Below are 15,707 nucleotides of genomic sequence, written 5' to 3'. Positions count from 1 at the left end.
TAGTCAGCGACTCATGGTCGTCGTGCCCGCCGACGCCGAACAAGTGACGGAAGCCGCCGCGAGCTCAGCCATTCCCTCGACGCACGCCATCGTCCCCGAGCCGATGCCGTCGACATCAGCCTCGCGGTAGGCGGCGGCAACGGCTGTGAACAGCCGCTCCGGATGCTCCCAGCCGCCTGTCTGGTCCTCGAACACCAGGCGGGCGGCGTCCGAGAGTTCCACCCCCGCCGCAGCATGGGCACTCGCCTGGAGCCACACACGCTCCAGGTAATCCCGGAAACCAGTCATCCCGGCCCGCCCGGTCACAGGCCCGTGCCCCGGCACGAACGTGTCGGCGCCGGTCGCCAAGAGCTGGTCGCAGGCGCGGATGCACGGGCTCAAGTGCTGCGACCACACGATCATGTGAGAGCCGTTGAAGACAGCGTCACCGGTGAACACCACGCCATCGGCCGGCACGTGCACGGCCACGTCCCCGGCGCTGTGACCGGGGCCGAGGTCCATCAACTCGACGTGCACACCGCCAACATCCATGCTCTCGCTGCCGCTGAAAGTCCGCGTGGGCCCCATCACCTGAACCCCCGTGAAGTCGAAGGCTCCGAAATGCTCCGCGATGTAGGCGTGCGCCGCCGTGGTGGGTTCCGCCCGGCTCAGCGCGGCCAGTTGACCGGGTCCCATCTCCTGGCACAGATGCGCTGCCGAAGTGGCGGATGTGACGATCTCCGCCCCGTCGACCAACTGGTTGCCCCAGGTGTGATCGCCGTTCCCATGAGTGTTCACGACGGTCGTGATGCGGGCCTTCGGCACTGCTGCTGCTATCTCACGGAGCAACTGGCGGGTGTAGGCCAGAGTGAACTGCGTGTCCACCAGCAGAGCTTGATCCCCCGAGGCGATGAGGCCGGCGTTGCTGTAGCCCCACCCTGTCCGCTCGTGGACCCACGCCCAGGTCGTCGTGGTCAAGGGGCGCAGGAGCGGCGCGGTCAAAGCAAGATCCAGTTGTGTGGTGAGCGCGCCGCAGGCCGCGGCGCAGGTGATGCGGGCAAGACGACGAGCCCCGCCATCGCGGGGCTCGGACAATGATTATGCGGCGGGCAGGCGCCAGTCGATTCGGACCCGCTCCATCGGATCGAGGTGGCGGCCGCCACCGGAAGGCAGGACGTGAACGCGCCTGACGACCAGGCCGATCAACGCACGCAGCACATCGCGAGAGGCTTCCTGCCACCACTGGACCCAGTTGACGACGTCCGCTACCGGCAGCTCGGCCATGGGACGCAGTGAGCGCAGCCGCGCACGCGCATCCCGAAGGTCCCGGCGGGTCTCCTTGTCCGCGGCGATGTATGCCGGCTCGACCAGCGTCCCGTTGCTGCGAAGAGCCTTCAGGCTCTTCAGCCGCTCATCACCGCTACCGACATGGGCATCAAGGCGCGCTACCTCTCCCTGTACGTCCTGCTGGAGGCGAAGCAGCCGCGCGGCAGAGCCCGGACGCATCAGGTCCGCCAGTACTTCCTCGGCCACACCTGTCTCCAGTCGATCCGCATTCATGCGCACGGAGCCGCACGAGGCGACCCCCGGCTCAGGGGTCGGACAGCGGTAGGAGGGGGCAGCGTCCCCGTCGACACGGGCCCCGATCATGGACCAGCCACAGCCTCCGCAAGTGGAGGCGCCACTCGTCAGCAGGTACTCGTACGCCTCGCGTCGCTCGCCCTGCCGATTCCGCTGCTCTGCCCAGTGCGCCATAAGTCGCTGGTACAGCTCAGGCTCCAGCACCGTCTCCTCGTAGCCGAGGGAGTTGCCCTCGGAATCGAGCCCGGCAATGCGCGGGTTTGACAAGACGCGATCCAGAGTCTCGGGCCGCCATGTACCGCCGCGAGTGGTGCGGTGGCCGGTGCCGTTGAGCCAACGGCACGTGGCCGCCTTGCTCTCGTCGAACAGCCGGGTAGCCGCTTCGCGAAGCCCCGGCGCCTCCGAACGGTTCAGCACGCCGGCACTCGCGTAGCCCGACAGCCGTGCCATGACTCTCCATCCCTTGGGAGCGCCACTGCCTCGCCCAGTAGCAGTCGCTTAGCTCCTTAATAGGTCAATGTACTTGGGATGGCGTCCTCGGACCTCCGCCTCCGCTGTCTGGTCGAGGCCTATCAAGACGTTTCACCTGGTTAGCGGGATATCGGGGCCTGTGGTCTGATTTTCATGTGGTGCAGCTCATAGGTGCCACCTTGCGGCTGGGCGTGCCTCACCGGCGGTCCCGCCAGACGCGAGCTTGATGTCGTTGCTGTTGAGCTGGATCTGGAGGTAAATGGGCCCCTGCCGATTTTGTTTCCTCGGCATCAGCGCGGCGCATTTGTCCGAACCCTCCTCTCGTCGGCGGGAGTGACTCACCGCCATCGGCTGCATGTCGCACGGAGCGCCTCCCGCCGGTGGGGAGGACAAGGGCTGGCGCTGCGGACGGTTCGGCTTCGCGTCCTGGATCACCCCCGGCGTCGGCGGGAAACACTCGACGAGGCCGGGGCCGAGTGCCAGCGGATCGCCCCCGCGTTGGCGGGAAGGACCGCTGCTGCTGCCCGGCCAACGTGTTGGCCTCCGGAACCCACCCCCACGCAGGTGGGGAAGACCGGACGAGATGCGCACCGCGCTGGTTGAGGGCCGGAACACCCCCACGCAGGTGGGGAAGACGTGATCATGTGAACGGGCGGGCCGGGCGGGGGCGGAACACCCCCACGCAGGTGGGGAAGACTCGTTCCCGGTCGTGACGCTCTCACCGTCGTACGGAACACCCCCACGCAGGTGGGGAAGACGCGCTTCGGGCGGGGCCCGGCATCGTCAACGCCGGAACACCCCCACGCAGGTGGGGAAGACCTGCTCCAGCTGTCCAACGACCCCAAGGGGGCCGGAACACCCCCACGCAGGTGGGGAAGACGTGATGATGCTGAACCAGCCGTCGCCGCGTCCGGAACACCCCCACGCAGGTGGGGAAGACGCCTGTACCCGCACGTGGTACAGGGTGTTCGGCGGAACACCCCCACGCAGGTGGGGAAGACATGGCGAGCCGGTCGACCGTGTCGCCGGTGACCGGAACACCCCCACGCAGGTGGGGAAGACCGCAGGACCGGGATCCGCTCCCGGATGCCGTCCGGAACACCCCCACGCAGGTGGGGAAGACGAGGTCTACCCGGGCAACGGCCGTCTCGCCACCGGAACACCCCCACGCAGGTGGGGAAGACGGGCCTTGAGGGGCTGTACGGGCCTCCAGCGGCGGAACACCCCCACGCAGGTGGGGAAGACCGTTCTCTGTGATGACTACATCAGCGAGGGCACGGAACACCCCCACGCAGGTGGGGAAGACCGGCGCATCCGGCCGCCGCTGTTGGCGAGGAGCGGAACACCCCCACGCAGGTGGGGAAGACGCCGAGCAGGAGCCCGCTACCACCCTGAAGGACGGAACACCCCCACGCAGGTGGGGAAGACGCTGTACTCAGCCTGGTGTCGGTCATCTGCGCCGGAACACCCCCACGCAGGTGGGGAAGACTCCAGATCCTGAACGAGTCCACGTCCCAGGATCGGAACACCCCCACGCAGGTGGGGAAGACGTCTGCTGAGCCGGGGGAAGGTTCGCCAACGCCGGAACACCCCCACGCAGGTGGGGAAGACTCTTCCTGACCTGCACCTTAAGAGGGGCTTTGCGCTTTCTTTGCTTTGGCTGGGGCGTGTTGGCTACATGGCATGAGGGCACTTTATCGGAACCCATGACTTTCGCCCGGCTAAAGACCAAGATCGCCACGCCGACTACCCGCCGCCTTTGCCAGTTGCCTCTCTGTTCGTTACGGGCTCTTTGATGGAAAAGTCAGTAACAGGGTAGTTAGGGCCTGTCCGGTGGATCTTGCCTCGGACGCGGGGGTGTGGCACGCCCACCTGCCGCGTTGTCGTCGGTTGCCGACGCTCCGCGTCGCCGCCCTCCTCCGCCTTGCAGCTGCACGCACCACACCCCCGCTCACCAGCACCGAAACGGCGGCCCGGACCGAAAGCGGCCAGATCCACCGGATAGGCCCTAGTAACAGAGTGGTGATGGTGGCTTCGCACCGTGCGAAACGCCGATCGGCGTTCCCGCCGCCCGCCCCCGACCACTCGATCCGGGGTCCGGGAGCAGGTGACCCACGGAACGCGACCCACGACCTGTGTCTTCTGGCCGACATCCCCGCGCCTCAAGCCACCGGTTCCGCCTCAACCTCGATCACCTGCGCCGCACCCGCCCTGAACGCGGGGCTCGTAGCATCAGCAGCGACCATGTGCGCCGTCACATCATGCGCGGCCAACGCCTCCCGCGACGACCACAGTTCGACCAGAACGAACCGGTCCGGATCGTCGACCACCCGGTGCAAGTCGTACTGCAGGCACCCCTCCTCGGCCCGCACGATCGGCGTCAGGCGCTCAAACGCGTCGACCTGCTCCTGGCCCGCGGCCCGGAAGCGTGGTGATCGGGTCCGTACGGTACCGGGAGAGGTGCCAGCTGTAGGTGTGAGGCTTGCCCGACAATCCAGGATCGTCGCCCGAACTGGCCGACCCCCTTGCGGCGCTGAGGAGTTGTCATCTACTTCGTCCAGAGTTCGCGTCTTCGGCGACGACGCCGACGGGCAGCGGCGAGAGATGGGCGCAAGAACGGATATTGAGCGTTACACCTAGATATGCGAGGCGTGGCGGTGCGTGTGAGGCTGGCCAGGCCGAGGGTGTCGAACTGAGGCTGGACGCCACCGAGGTGCAGGTCCGACGGCCCGTTGCGGGCCGGGGCGGCAGGCGGGCTTTCGTGTCGGGCAAGAAGAAGCAGAACACGATGAAGGCGACCGTCGTCGCCGACTGGCGGGGGCGCACGCTGTGGAGCGACACCCTGCGGCCAGGACGGATGCACGATGTGACCGCCGCCCGCACCGCGGGCATCACCGGCTGCTTCGAGCACTTCGAATGGGTCGAAGTACTCCTGGTCGACGGCTACCTGGGCCTCGGCCGCGACCATCCCGGCCTGGCCGTCACACCACCGAGAAAACCCCGCCCCGGGGCACTGCCCGGCAGGTTCGAACAGTGGGAACGGGACCGCCACGACCACTCAGCCGACCGCATCACCGTGGAACACGCCCTGGCCGACCACAAACGCTGGAAACAACTCATCCGCTGGACCCACCGCCGCGACCGCCTGCCCGACACCTACCGCGCCATCGCCGGCCTGGTCTCCGACCGCACAGCGATGACCTGAAACCGGCCATGAACAGCCCAAACACGACCCGCCCGCTATCACGCACCAACTCGTAACTGATTGTTTCAAAATGAGGTGCGCAGGCGGCCCGTCACGCCTCCGGCGGCGGAAGCCCCCGGGCGGGGGTGGCGTTGCGGATGCGGCTCGCGCTGCTCTGCGGCCGGCCGGAAGGGGGGACTGCCGGGACGCGACGCCGGCCGTTGACAGGTGCGGTGGCCACCCGCGTGCCCGCAGGGGCCGAGCGGTCTGTGGCCGGCGTCACGCGACCGCAGGGAGCGCCCTTCACGCGCCACCGGAGACTGCGATCCTCAGAAAGAGGGCGGCCCACCAGAGACTCGCTGGACACCCCCGCCTCCTGAGCCTCCGGGACCCGAACCCGCGTTGCCCGATCGCCCATCGGAAGCTGCCCTGGCGTCCGTTGTGCCCCGTCGGCCCCGCCCACTAGACAGGGAGGCACGTACCCGTACCGCGCCCTTCAGGGGGATTCCCATGCACGCCAAGGACGCACCGAAGCCGTCGACCGCGACGGCGGCCGCGGCGGGCGCCCGCCGTGACGTTTCGCGCGGCACCACGAGCACCCCTGTGACCGGTGCCGGCGGTGGCCTGTCCCCGCAGACCGTCCTCGCCCTGCAGCGCACGATCGGCAACGCCGCCGTCTCCCGGATGATCGAGGAGTCCTGGCACCAGCACGGCGCCGGGTGCGGCCATGAGCAGAGAGCCGAGCCCGCCCCCGTACAGCGTTCCGCCGTCCACAGCGTCCTGCGCAGCTCCGGGAGCCCCCTCGACGACGGCACCCGCGCCGACATGGAGTCCCGGCTCGGCGCCGACTTCTCCGACGTGCGCGTGCACAACGACAGCGCCGCCCGCGCCTCCGCCGCCGAGGTCGGCGCCCGCGCGTACACTTCCGGCAACCACATCGTCATCGGCGACCGCGGCGGCGACCGCCACACCCTCGCGCATGAGCTGACGCACGTCATCCAACAGCGTCAGGGCCCGGTCTCCGGCACGGACAACGGCTCCGGTCTGCGCGTCTCCGACCCCTCGGACCGCTTCGAGCGGGAGGCCGAGGCGAACGCCCGGCGCGCCTTGTCGGGTGCGGCTCCGGCGGCGCAGGCTGCCGCGCAGCCCGTCCAGCGCGCGACCGGGAGCACGCAGCCCTCCGTTCAGCGGGTGCTGACGGAGCAGGAGGAGACGACGTCCTCGTCCTCTTCCTCCGCACCGGTCGCGCAGGAGGCGGTGGTCACGACCGCACCGGCGTACGGCACCGAGATCAGGACCGCGCAGGAAGCCAACGACAACGGACTGACGGCCGACAACACCCTCGTCGTGAACGCGGGGCACTCCGGCGACATGTACCACGTCCGGGCCGCCATGCTCCTCGACCCGAACCTCAAGCTCCTCATGTACGGCCTGCTGGACGACTTCGACGAGGTGGCCGACGTCAATCGGATCTCCGGTTCCGTGCGCACCACGAGGATGGCGGAGCAGGTCACGGGCAGGCAAGACCGCGAAGATCGGTTCAAGGCCAGGAAGATGGAGCTTCAGCGGGGAAGCGGCGACCTGAATCCCCCACAGGACGAGGTTGTCCCGAACCTGAAGAAATGGCGCAAGCAGCAGACGGACATCCTGATCGCCGCGGCGAAGGCAGAGATGCTGGACGCCTACGACGCCGGCGTCGCGCAGAGCATCACCACCGAAACCGCCAACAGGGTGAACGCGGAGAGAGCCGACCGCCCCCGCGCCAAGCGCGCCATCGCCCGCAAAGCCCTGCACATGTACCAGCTCCACGAGGATCTGGGGCCCAACCGGGTCTTCTTCACCAAGAGGTCCGGGGAGAGCCTCGGGCTCGCGCACGGCGGCGGGGAGAACCTCTCCACCAACAAGTTCAGGAGCGGCATGCCGGGGCTGAACGTCGCGGGCCGCGAGGAGCGGATGCAAGGGTTCTACCGCGACTACGCGGCTCCTGATCAGGCCACCGAGCAGGCTTTCAACGACGCTCGCGCGACGGCCGGTCACCCGCTGGGCAGGTTCCAGACAGGCGTCCGGTACGTCATCGTGAACTACCGGGACAGCGGCCACACCGGGGAGGGGAACGCCCCCGCGCTCGACACCGGGCGGAGCGGTCTGGCCCAGCTCCAGGAGATGATCAGCACGCACCCCGATCTCGGGGGCGCGCAGCCCGTGCTCATCGGCGGGTATCCGGATCCGGCCACCGTCGACGGGCCGCACCTGCTCAAGTACTGGGAGTGGCCCGGGATGACGGGCCGCCGCTCCGAGCTGGCGCTGCTGCACTACCTCAAGGAGAACTTCACCATCATCGGCGCGGTCGGCATGCGCAGCGGCGTCACCGACCAGTTCGCCTTCGCCGGGATCAAGACCCTGTCGATCGACATCTCCCCGAACCAGGCCAGGCCCAAGAGCGGCCAGACGGTGGACGACGAGACGGACGTGGAGAAGTACGCCTCCAAGGGCTGGGAGCGCGGTGGGAAGCTGGAAGCGATCCTCGGCCCGCAGTACGGACGGGCTTTCCTCCGCGAGATCAGGGAGGACGACCAGACGGTCCCCAACAAGGTGTGGGAGGGCCCCTTCGGAGAGCGGGACCGGGCGATGCTCCGCGACGCGATCGCGTATTTCTTCGCCGAGGCACGCAGCGACGGCGGCGCCCTCGCGACGGCCGAAGACTTCCGGCACTCCTCGCATCCGCTGCACCAGGCCAGCCTTGACGAGCTCGAACAGAGCACCACGCTGGGCGAGGCGAAGAAGGCGGTGATCCGCGCGAGGATCGCGGCACAACAGGCGCAGGCGTAGGGCGCCAACATCGTCGTCCAAACCCATACTTGGGCTCCGTACAGAGTTGAAAGACGCCCAGCTGCTGTGTGGCCCACGTAGGGGGAACTGGAAGACAACTCGGGCCCGTTCACGCTCGACGACAGTGGGGCCACGCCGCTGGAGGAGGGGGATCCCCGGCAGATCGGAGCTTTCCGGCTGCTGGGGGTGCTCGGGTCCGGTGGCATGGGGCGGGTCTATCTCGGCGCCGTGCCGGGGAAGTTCGCGGCGGAACTCGATCAGTTCCTGTTCACCCAAGCTCCGTCTCCACCGGGACCGCTCGGCCAACAGCGTGCTGCCCACGCCGATCAACGCACCCATGGCCGACCGTCCCCACTGCCTTGCCCGCTTGCCCATTTCCTCCTCTGCCCGTTACGCGGCCGGTTGCCGTTGTGCCATAGCCCATACCCAGTCTCCGGCGCCGCACAGAACACCTCTGCGCCAGCTCGCTCGCTGATCCGCATCCGTACCACCTCGTACGACGACGCCACGACTTGAACCTGACACCGGTGTCAACTCCTACGATCCCGTCCCGGCATCGCAACCACGTCGTACAAGGAGGAAACAGCGATGAGTGACCTGACCGGCAAGGTGGCCCTCATCACCGGCGGCAGCCGAGGCATCGGCGCTGCCACAGCAAAGCGCCTGGCCGCCGCAGGGGCCGCCGTCGCCCTCACCTACGTACAGGCAGAGGACCAAGCCCGCGCCGTCGCCAAGGACATCGAGGCGGACGGGGGGCGGGCTCTCGTCATACAGGCCGACCTCACCCAGCCGACCGCCGCCGCGGAAGCCGTGGAACAGACCGTGCGCGAGCTCGGACGCATCGACATCCTCGTCAACAACGCGGGCTTCCTCACCTACGGCCCACTCGACGAGGTGTCCGTCGACGAACTCGACCGGGTGCTCGCCGTCGACGTCCGGTCCGTGTTCCTCGCCGCGCAGGCCGCCGCCCGGCACATGGGCGACGGCGGACGGATCATCAGTATCGGATCGTGCTTCAACGGGCGCGTTCCCGGGCCGAACTTCGTCCTCCAGGCGATGGCCAAGACCGCGCTCGTCGGGCTGACCAAGGGACTCGCCCGGGAGCTGGGGCCGCGCGAGATCACCGCCACCATCGTGGACCCGGGCCCGATCGACACCGACATGAACCCCGCCGCCGGGGAGACCGCCGACTTCCAGCGTTCCCTCACCGCCCTGGGACAGTACGGCGCCGCCGACGACATCGCCGCCGCCGTCGCCTACCTGGCCGGCCCCGGCGGCCGGTACGTCACCGGCACCGCCCTCGCCGTCGACGGCGGATACACCGCCTGACGGCGAGCCTCTACGCGGCGGCCGTGAGCGGGAGGCCGTGAGCAGGGAGGCCATGAGCGGGGAGGCCGAGATCGCCCGCCTGCCCCCGGCGGCCGTGGCGAGGCGTCGAGCCCTCCCCGCCCGTCGGCGCCTCCGCATCGGCCTCAGTTCCGCCGTCCATGGCTCACGGCGGCCGAGGCCAGCCCAGCGGGCACACGGTCGAGGCCAGCCCAGAAGACACACAGCCGAAGCCACCCACTTCCACCCGCTCCGCCAGCGGCCCCCAGCGCCCCCACCGCCCCCCACCACGCCTCAATCGGCCCACCCCTCCGCGCGCCACCCCCACCCCCGCGTTCCAATGAACAAGTGACCGCCGGACAGCTCACCGCGCCCCTCGCCGCGACGCTGCCGCCGCCCCACGTCGCCGTGGTGCCCCACGTCGCCGCAGCGCCCCACGACTGTCTCGCGCGCAACGAATGGATCTGCGGGCAGTACCTCTCCACCCGCCGTCACATCCTCTGGGACGCCGTCGTCCAGCACCTCCAGCTGACCGTCGTCTCCGTCGTGATCGGGCTGGCCGTGGCTCTCCCGCTCGCCATCGCCGCTCGGCGGTGGCGGTGGGCCGCCGGGCCCGTGCTCGGGGTCACCACCGTCCTCTACACCATCCCCTCCCTCGCCATGTTCTCGCTGCTCCTGCCCGTGTACGGGCTCTCCGCCACCCTCGTCGTCGCCGGGCTCGTCCTGTACTCGCTCACCCTCCTCGTACGAAACATCCTCGCCGGGCTGCGCGCCGTGCCCGAGGACACGCGGCAGGCCGCGCGCGGCATGGGATACGGGCCCGTACGGCTGCTCCTCGCCGTCGAGCTGCCGCTCGCCCTGCCCGCCGCCATGGCGGGGCTGCGTATCGCGACCGTCTCCGCCGTCTCCCTCGTCACCGTCGGCGCGATCGTCGGATACGGCGGACTCGGCAACCTCATCTACTCCGGCATGAACACCTACTTCAAAGCCCAGGTCCTCACCGCCTCCGTGCTCTGCGTAGTCATCGCCATCGCCGCCGACCTCGTCCTCCTCCTCGCCCAGCGGTTGCTCACCCCCTGGACCCGGGCGGTACGCGCATGACCCGCCAGCGGCCCCGCCACCGTCGGCGCCCCGTGCCCTGGACCCGGGCGGGTACGCGCATGAACCCGCCCTCTGACACCCCGGTGGTGCGTGCACGAACCCCGCGCCCCAAGACCCCGCCGGTACAGCCATGACCACCCTCACCGACGCCTGGTCCTGGCTCACCGGCTCCGCCCACTGGCACGGCGAGAACGGCATCTGGCACCGGCTCGGCGAACACCTCTGGCTCACCGCCCTCTGCCTCGTCCTGAGCTGCGCCATCGCGCTGCCCGTCGCCCTCGTCCTTGGACACCTCGGCAAGGGCGGCGCCCTCGCCGTCAACCTCTCCAACATCGGCCGGGCCGTGCCCACCTTCGCCGTACTCGTTCTGCTGCTCCTCACCCCGCTCGGGCGGCACGGCGAAGCACCCACCATCGTCGCCCTCATCCTCTTCGCCGTACCGCCGCTCCTGACCAACGCGTACGTCGGTATGCGCGAAGTCGACCGTGACGTGGTCCGGGCCGCCCGGGGCATGGGGATGACCGGCGGGCAGCTGCTGTGGCGCGTCGAGTTGCCGCTCGCGCTGCCCCTCGTACTCACCGGCGTACGGATCGCGGCCGTCCAGCTCGTCGCCACCGCCACCCTCGCCGCGCTCGCGGGCGGCGGCGGACTCGGCCGGATCATCACCGCCGGATTCAACCTCGCCTCCACACCGCAGGTCGTCGCGGGCGCCATCCTGGTTGCTGTCTTCGCGCTCGTCGTGGAGGCGATCTTCGAGGTCGTGCAGCGCCTCGGGCCCCGGTGGGCGAGGGGCGGTGGCGCGGGATGAGACGGTCATGGCCGCTTCCGGTCCCACGCGGTACGCGCCTCGCCAGCCCACGGCGCACCCCTCGCCCCCACCGCGCACTCCTCGCCGCCACCCTCCTCACCGTGGCCACCACCGCCACCGCCTGCACCACCGGCCCCACCCTGGAGAACCAAGGAGCCGTCACCGCCCCACCCGGTGACAGCAAGCACCTCACCATCGGCACCGCGGGTTTCACCGAAAGCGATCTGCTGGCCCAGATGTACGCCCTGCTCCTCGGCCGCGCGGGCTACAGCACCAAGATCCTCTCCGCCACCAACCGCGAGCTGTACGAACCCGCCCTGGAGGCCGGACAGATCGACGTCGTGCCCGAGTACGCCGCCACCCTCGCGGACTGGCTCAACGCCAAGGCGCACGGCCCCGACGCGCCACCCGTCGGCTCACCCGACCTCGCGAAGACGATGATCGCGCTACGCAGGCTCGCCACCCCGCGCGGGCTCACCGTCCTCGACCCGGGCCGGGCCGTCGACCAGAACGCGTTCGCCGTCACCGCCGACTACGCCCGCCAGCACAAGCTGAAGACGCTCAGCGACCTCGGGGCCGCCAAGCTCCCGGTGCGGCTCGCAGCGGGTGATGAGTGTGTCCAACGTCCGTACTGCGAACCCGGGTTGAAGAGGATGTACGGGATCGACATCACGGCCGTCGACCCCAAAGGTGTCGGCACCACCCAGTCCAAGCAGGCCGTGCAGAACGGGCAGGATCAGATGGTCCTCACCACGACCACCGACGCCACCCTCGACAGCTTCGGCCTCGTCCTGCTCGCCGATGACAAGCATCTGCAGAACGCCGACTACATCGTGCCCGTCGTCAACCGCTCCCGGGCGGGCAGCAAGGGCGTGACGGACGCGCTCGGCGCGCTCAACACCGTGTTGACGACGGGCGACTTGGCGGATCTCAACCGGCAGGTGGACAGCTGGCGGCGGCTGCCGCAGGACGTGGCGAGGGCCTACTTGGAGTCGAAGGGCCTGCTGCGGCCGCGGCCTTGAATCCGGTCCCGCAGCCGGTCCCGGTGGCGGCGGTGCAGACGGTGCTGCACCTGGCCCAGGGCAGGGTCGGGCGCCGGCTCGTCCGGCAGGTCGTCGAGGCCCTGCTGTACGCGCGCGTGGACGTGCATGTCGTGCCAGCCGTCGGCGTGCAACTGGGCGCTGCGCCGGGTGCTCTCGGTGGGGAAACCCGACTTCATGGCGACGCGGCAGGCCGCCACGTTCGCCATCGGGTGGGCGATCTCGATCCGGTGGAGCCCGACCGTGTCCAGCGCCCAGTACGCGAGCGCGCTGACGCCCGCCGGAGCCACGCCCTGGCCGCGCACCGAGGGCAGCGTCCAGTAGCGGCACTCGGCGCGGCCGACCGCCAGCTCCAGATGGCACAGCGCCGCCCACCCGATCACCGCACCGTCGGACGCCCGGGCCATCGCCCAGTGCGCGTCCGTCTCCGCCCGCCAGCCCTGGCGCCAGCGCGCGATCCACTCCCTCGTCTCGATCTCGCAGTCCGCCCGCCGACGCGTCCAGTGCTGGATCGACGGATCCTGGTACGCCTCGTAAACGAACGGCGCGTCGTCGAGTTCCCAGGGGCGCAGGAACAGACCGGCGGAGACCGGGAGCGAGGGCTGCTCGGACCGGCCTAGGCGGCCCGCCGGAACAACGGCAGGGACCAGCTGGGGCATACGCACATCATGTCAGCCGAGCACCCTCGGAGGGGCGCGCTCCGGTCGGTCCGCACACAATCCGGCAGGAATCCGCGCCTCCCCTGTCCGCCCGCCCCCGCGCCCGCCCTCAGTACGCGCTCCCGCGCCGCTCATCCGCAGCGCGCACCCCCGCCATTCACCACCGTACAAACCGAGTTGACCCCGACAATGGGGCAGGACGACGAAGATCGCGAGAGGGGTACGAGGGTATGGATCACAAGGAGCTCCGGGACCGGTTCGCCGCGCTGACCACCGCGCACGTCGCGGACGCCTGCCTGCGCGCCGGTGTCCCCGTGCGGTGCGCGCCCGCCGAGGTGCAGGCCGTCGTGGAGGGCGGGCGCGTCGCCGGGCGCGTCGCACCCGCCCGGCACGTCGGCAGTGTCGACATCTTCCTGGAGGCGTACGAGGAGGCCGCGCCCGGCGACGTACTGGTCGTCGACAACGGCGGCCGGCGCGACGAGGCGTGCGTCGGCGACCTCGCCGTACTGGAGGCCAAGGGCGCGGGGCTCATGGGCGTGGTCATCTGGGGGCTCCACCGCGACACGGCCGACATCCGGGCGATCGGACTGCCCGTCTTCAGCATGGGCTCCACACCGACCGGCCCGCAGCGCCTGGACGGCCGCCCCGAGGACGCGGTGGAGTCCGCCGTGGTGGGGCAGTGGACGGTGGGCCGCGCGGACGTCGTCCTCGGTGACGACGACGGCGTCCTGTTCGTCCCGGCCGACCGCGTCGACGAACTCCTCGGCCTCGCCGAGACCATCCGCGACACCGAGCGCCGCCAGGCGGAACGCATCCGCGCGGGCAACTCCCTGCGCGGCCAGGTCCAGTTCGAACGCTACCTCGCCGAACGCCGCCGGAACCCGTCCTTCACCTTCCGCGAGCATCTGCGGGCGGTGGGCGGCGCGATCGAGGAGTAGCCCGGCCGCACCCTCTCGGATCGCACGTATGTGCGCTACGTGCGTGCGCTACCCACGTGCCATGCGTGCCGGGCGAGGATGATCGTGATACGACCATGGTCATACGTAACAACGCCGCCCACGTGACAACGCCTACGTAACGGCGCCTGCGTACCCGGGAACGGAAGGGTGTCCACGATGCTGATCGGTGCGCACGAGCCGCTGGCCGTCGAGGTGGCGGCGGTGATCCGCGCCGGGGACGTCCGGCGGCTCAGGGCGCTGCTCGCCGCGCACCCCGGTCTCGCCGGGGCGCGGCTGGGCGACGAACTGGTCAACCGCACCCTGCTGCACGTGGCCACCGACTGGCCGGGCCACTACCCCAACGGCCCGGCCGTCGTGTCCGCGCTCGTCGAGGCGGGCGCGGACGTGGCCGCGCGGTTCACCGGACCGCACGCCGAGACCCCGCTGCACTGGGCGGCCAGCTGCGACGACGTCGCCGTCCTGGACACGCTGCTCGACCTGGGCGCGGACATCGAGGTCGACGGCTCGGTCATCGCGGGCGGCACCGCGCTCGCCGACGCGGTCGCGTTCGGCCAGTGGCACGCCGCCCGCCGCCTGCTCGAACGCGGTGCCCGCACCACGTTGTGGCAGGCGGCCGGGCTCGGCGAACTCGACCTCGTGGCCGCCTGCTTCACCCCGCCCGCCACCGCCCCGCCCGCGATCGAGGTCACCGAGGCGCTGTGGTGCGCCTGCCACGGAGGCCACCGCCCGACGGCCGCGTACCTCCTGGAGAGGGGCGGCGACATCAACTGGGTGGGGTACGACGAAATGACCCCGCTCGACATCGCGGCCCGCGCCGGACACACGGAACTGGTGGCGTGGCTGCGGGGGAGAGGCGCGAAGTCGGCGCAGGACCGGGCGTAAGCGGACCGGGCGTAAGCGGGCCGGGCGTAAGGGGTCCCAACTTTCGTGCGCGTGCGCGCCTTTGAGGCATAGCTGTACGAATCAGGTCGAGCCGCCGTCGAGTAACGGGCCAGGCCACGCATCGGTTACCAGGTATTCACCGCAAGGGTCTACCCGCATAGATGGCCGAGATGTTGTCATGCCTCTATCACCCTGATGGTCCTACCCAGGTCGTCGGGGACCGCCTCGACCAACGGGAGCCCCCACATGCCTCGTCTGCGTAAAATCGCCGTCGCCGCATCCTCATTGATGCTCGCGACCGGCGGCCTGATCATCTCCACCGGCACCGCGCACGCCGCCCCCACCTGCTCGCAGAGCTACCTGCCGCTGCCCGACCCCACCTGCCAGCCCGGGGCGCTCAACTCCGCCGTCACGCAGGACACGATCCAGGACACGATCTGTGTCGGCGGCTACAGCACCTCCATCCGTCCGCCCACCAGCTACACCAACGCGCTCAAGGTGCAGCAGATCGCGCAGTACGGGTACAGCGACACCAACACCGCCGACTACGAGGAGGACCACCTCATACCGCTCTCGCTCGGCGGCAACCCCCGCAGCCCGCAGAACCTGTGGCCGGAGCCGAGGTACCAGGCGGGCGGCAGCACCTCGACCGACAAGGACACCGTGGAGTACAAGCTGTACCGCGCGGTCTGTGCCGGAACGGTTCAGCTCGCGCCCGCTCAGCAGGCCATCGCCACCGACTGGACCACCGCGCTGGCCACGGTCGGCCTGGAGTAGTCGGCCACCGCTCGCACTCGCCGTGCGCCGAGGCCGTCACAACTGGCCCCGGCGCACGGCGGATTGCGGACAGCCGACCCGGAACGGCAAATTCCCCGCCATGTTTCCGCC

The 15,707-nt window shown here is 70.0% G+C and carries 11 protein-coding genes, 2 pseudogenes and 1 CRISPR repeat array; of the genes and pseudogenes, 9 read left to right on the top strand and 4 right to left on the bottom strand.

Annotated elements, in window-relative coordinates; translation table 11 throughout:
- Nucleotides 1-3: 3 nt before the first annotated feature.
- From ACGFRG_RS21940 to ACGFRG_RS21930, 3 genes are all read right to left on the bottom strand, one after another.
- Nucleotides 4-957 carry an MBL fold metallo-hydrolase gene (locus tag ACGFRG_RS21940; RefSeq protein WP_393266229.1) on the bottom strand — a complete coding sequence of 318 codons (954 nt, stop codon included), beginning with the start codon at nucleotides 955-957 and terminating at the stop codon, nucleotides 4-6.
- 120 nt (nucleotides 958-1,077) lie between these two features.
- Nucleotides 1,078-2,010 carry a recombinase zinc beta ribbon domain-containing protein gene (locus tag ACGFRG_RS21935; RefSeq protein WP_393266226.1) on the bottom strand — a complete coding sequence of 311 codons (933 nt, stop codon included), beginning with the start codon at nucleotides 2,008-2,010 and terminating at the stop codon, nucleotides 1,078-1,080.
- 567 nt (nucleotides 2,011-2,577) lie between these two features.
- Nucleotides 2,578-3,642: a CRISPR direct-repeat array (repeat unit 29 nt; unit sequence CGGAACACCCCCACGCAGGTGGGGAAGAC).
- Nucleotides 3,643-4,193: 551 nt separating this feature from the next.
- The gene (locus ACGFRG_RS21930; RefSeq protein WP_393266223.1) at nucleotides 4,194-4,403 is read right to left on the bottom strand and encodes a putative quinol monooxygenase; all 210 of its coding nucleotides are present in this window, start codon (nucleotides 4,401-4,403) and stop codon (nucleotides 4,194-4,196) included.
- Between the two features lie 302 nt (nucleotides 4,404-4,705).
- Here ACGFRG_RS21930 and ACGFRG_RS21925 point away from each other — a divergent pair.
- The 6 genes and pseudogenes from ACGFRG_RS21925 to ACGFRG_RS21900 form a co-directional block, all read left to right on the top strand.
- A pseudogene (locus ACGFRG_RS21925) lies at nucleotides 4,706-5,236 on the top strand (transposase family protein); the annotation flags it as partial.
- A 489-nt stretch (nucleotides 5,237-5,725) separates the two neighbouring features.
- Nucleotides 5,726-6,323: pseudogene (locus ACGFRG_RS21920) on the top strand (DUF4157 domain-containing protein); the annotation flags it as partial.
- A 2,309-nt stretch (nucleotides 6,324-8,632) separates the two neighbouring features.
- Complete coding sequence (locus tag ACGFRG_RS21915; protein WP_393266220.1) at nucleotides 8,633-9,373, top strand: SDR family NAD(P)-dependent oxidoreductase; 741 nt, start codon at nucleotides 8,633-8,635, stop codon at nucleotides 9,371-9,373.
- 408 nt (nucleotides 9,374-9,781) lie between these two features.
- Nucleotides 9,782-10,471 carry an ABC transporter permease gene (locus ACGFRG_RS21910; protein WP_393266647.1) on the top strand — a complete coding sequence of 230 codons (690 nt, stop codon included), beginning with the start codon at nucleotides 9,782-9,784 and terminating at the stop codon, nucleotides 10,469-10,471.
- 130 nt (nucleotides 10,472-10,601) lie between these two features.
- The gene (locus tag ACGFRG_RS21905) at nucleotides 10,602-11,279 is read left to right on the top strand and encodes an ABC transporter permease (RefSeq protein WP_393266217.1); all 678 of its coding nucleotides are present in this window, start codon (nucleotides 10,602-10,604) and stop codon (nucleotides 11,277-11,279) included.
- The gene (locus ACGFRG_RS21900; protein ID WP_393266214.1) at nucleotides 11,276-12,301 is read left to right on the top strand and encodes an ABC transporter substrate-binding protein; all 1,026 of its coding nucleotides are present in this window, start codon (nucleotides 11,276-11,278) and stop codon (nucleotides 12,299-12,301) included. Before ACGFRG_RS21905 ends, ACGFRG_RS21900 begins: the two co-directional genes overlap by 4 nt.
- Here ACGFRG_RS21900 and ACGFRG_RS21895 read toward each other — a convergent pair.
- Nucleotides 12,262-12,978 carry a GNAT family N-acetyltransferase gene (locus ACGFRG_RS21895; protein ID WP_361418526.1) on the bottom strand — a complete coding sequence of 239 codons (717 nt, stop codon included), beginning with the start codon at nucleotides 12,976-12,978 and terminating at the stop codon, nucleotides 12,262-12,264. The genes ACGFRG_RS21900 and ACGFRG_RS21895 overlap by 40 nt on opposite strands.
- A gap of 230 nt (nucleotides 12,979-13,208) precedes the next feature.
- Between ACGFRG_RS21895 and ACGFRG_RS21890 the strand changes: the two genes are divergently transcribed.
- The 3 genes from ACGFRG_RS21890 to ACGFRG_RS21880 all read left to right on the top strand — a co-directional run bounded on the left by ACGFRG_RS21890 (nucleotide 13,209) and on the right by ACGFRG_RS21880 (nucleotide 15,596).
- Nucleotides 13,209-13,916, top strand: a complete 708-nt coding sequence (locus ACGFRG_RS21890) for an RraA family protein (protein WP_361418523.1) — start codon at nucleotides 13,209-13,211, stop codon at nucleotides 13,914-13,916.
- A gap of 177 nt (nucleotides 13,917-14,093) precedes the next feature.
- The gene (locus ACGFRG_RS21885) at nucleotides 14,094-14,819 is read left to right on the top strand and encodes an ankyrin repeat domain-containing protein (RefSeq protein ID WP_393266644.1); all 726 of its coding nucleotides are present in this window, start codon (nucleotides 14,094-14,096) and stop codon (nucleotides 14,817-14,819) included.
- Between the two features lie 246 nt (nucleotides 14,820-15,065).
- Nucleotides 15,066-15,596 (top strand): hypothetical protein, encoded by a 531-nt coding sequence (locus ACGFRG_RS21880; RefSeq protein ID WP_393266210.1) that lies wholly within the window; start codon nucleotides 15,066-15,068, stop codon nucleotides 15,594-15,596.
- Nucleotides 15,597-15,707: the final 111 nt, after the last annotated feature.

This window comes from Streptomyces sp. NPDC048696 (assembly GCF_043198895.1).
GTDB lineage: Bacteria > Actinomycetota > Actinomycetes > Streptomycetales > Streptomycetaceae > Streptomyces.
This window is presented reverse-complemented; position numbering and strand designations above follow the sequence as displayed.

What these genes read in the sequence shown, in the direction of transcription:
- ACGFRG_RS21935 (WP_393266226.1), bottom strand. Translation starts at nt 2,010, where the DNA reads ATGGCACGGCTGTCGGGCTACGCGAGTGCCGGCGTGCTGAACCGTTCG.
- ACGFRG_RS21915 (WP_393266220.1), top strand. Translation starts at nt 8,633, where the DNA reads ATGAGTGACCTGACCGGCAAGGTGGCCCTCATCACCGGCGGCAGCCGA.
- ACGFRG_RS21905 (WP_393266217.1), top strand. Translation starts at nt 10,602, where the DNA reads ATGACCACCCTCACCGACGCCTGGTCCTGGCTCACCGGCTCCGCCCAC.
- ACGFRG_RS21900 (WP_393266214.1), top strand. Translation starts at nt 11,276, where the DNA reads ATGAGACGGTCATGGCCGCTTCCGGTCCCACGCGGTACGCGCCTCGCC.
- ACGFRG_RS21895 (WP_361418526.1), bottom strand. Translation starts at nt 12,978, where the DNA reads ATGCCCCAGCTGGTCCCTGCCGTTGTTCCGGCGGGCCGCCTAGGCCGG.
- ACGFRG_RS21890 (WP_361418523.1), top strand. Translation starts at nt 13,209, where the DNA reads ATGGATCACAAGGAGCTCCGGGACCGGTTCGCCGCGCTGACCACCGCG.
- ACGFRG_RS21885 (WP_393266644.1), top strand. Translation starts at nt 14,094, where the DNA reads ATGCTGATCGGTGCGCACGAGCCGCTGGCCGTCGAGGTGGCGGCGGTG.
- ACGFRG_RS21880 (WP_393266210.1), top strand. Translation starts at nt 15,066, where the DNA reads ATGCCTCGTCTGCGTAAAATCGCCGTCGCCGCATCCTCATTGATGCTC.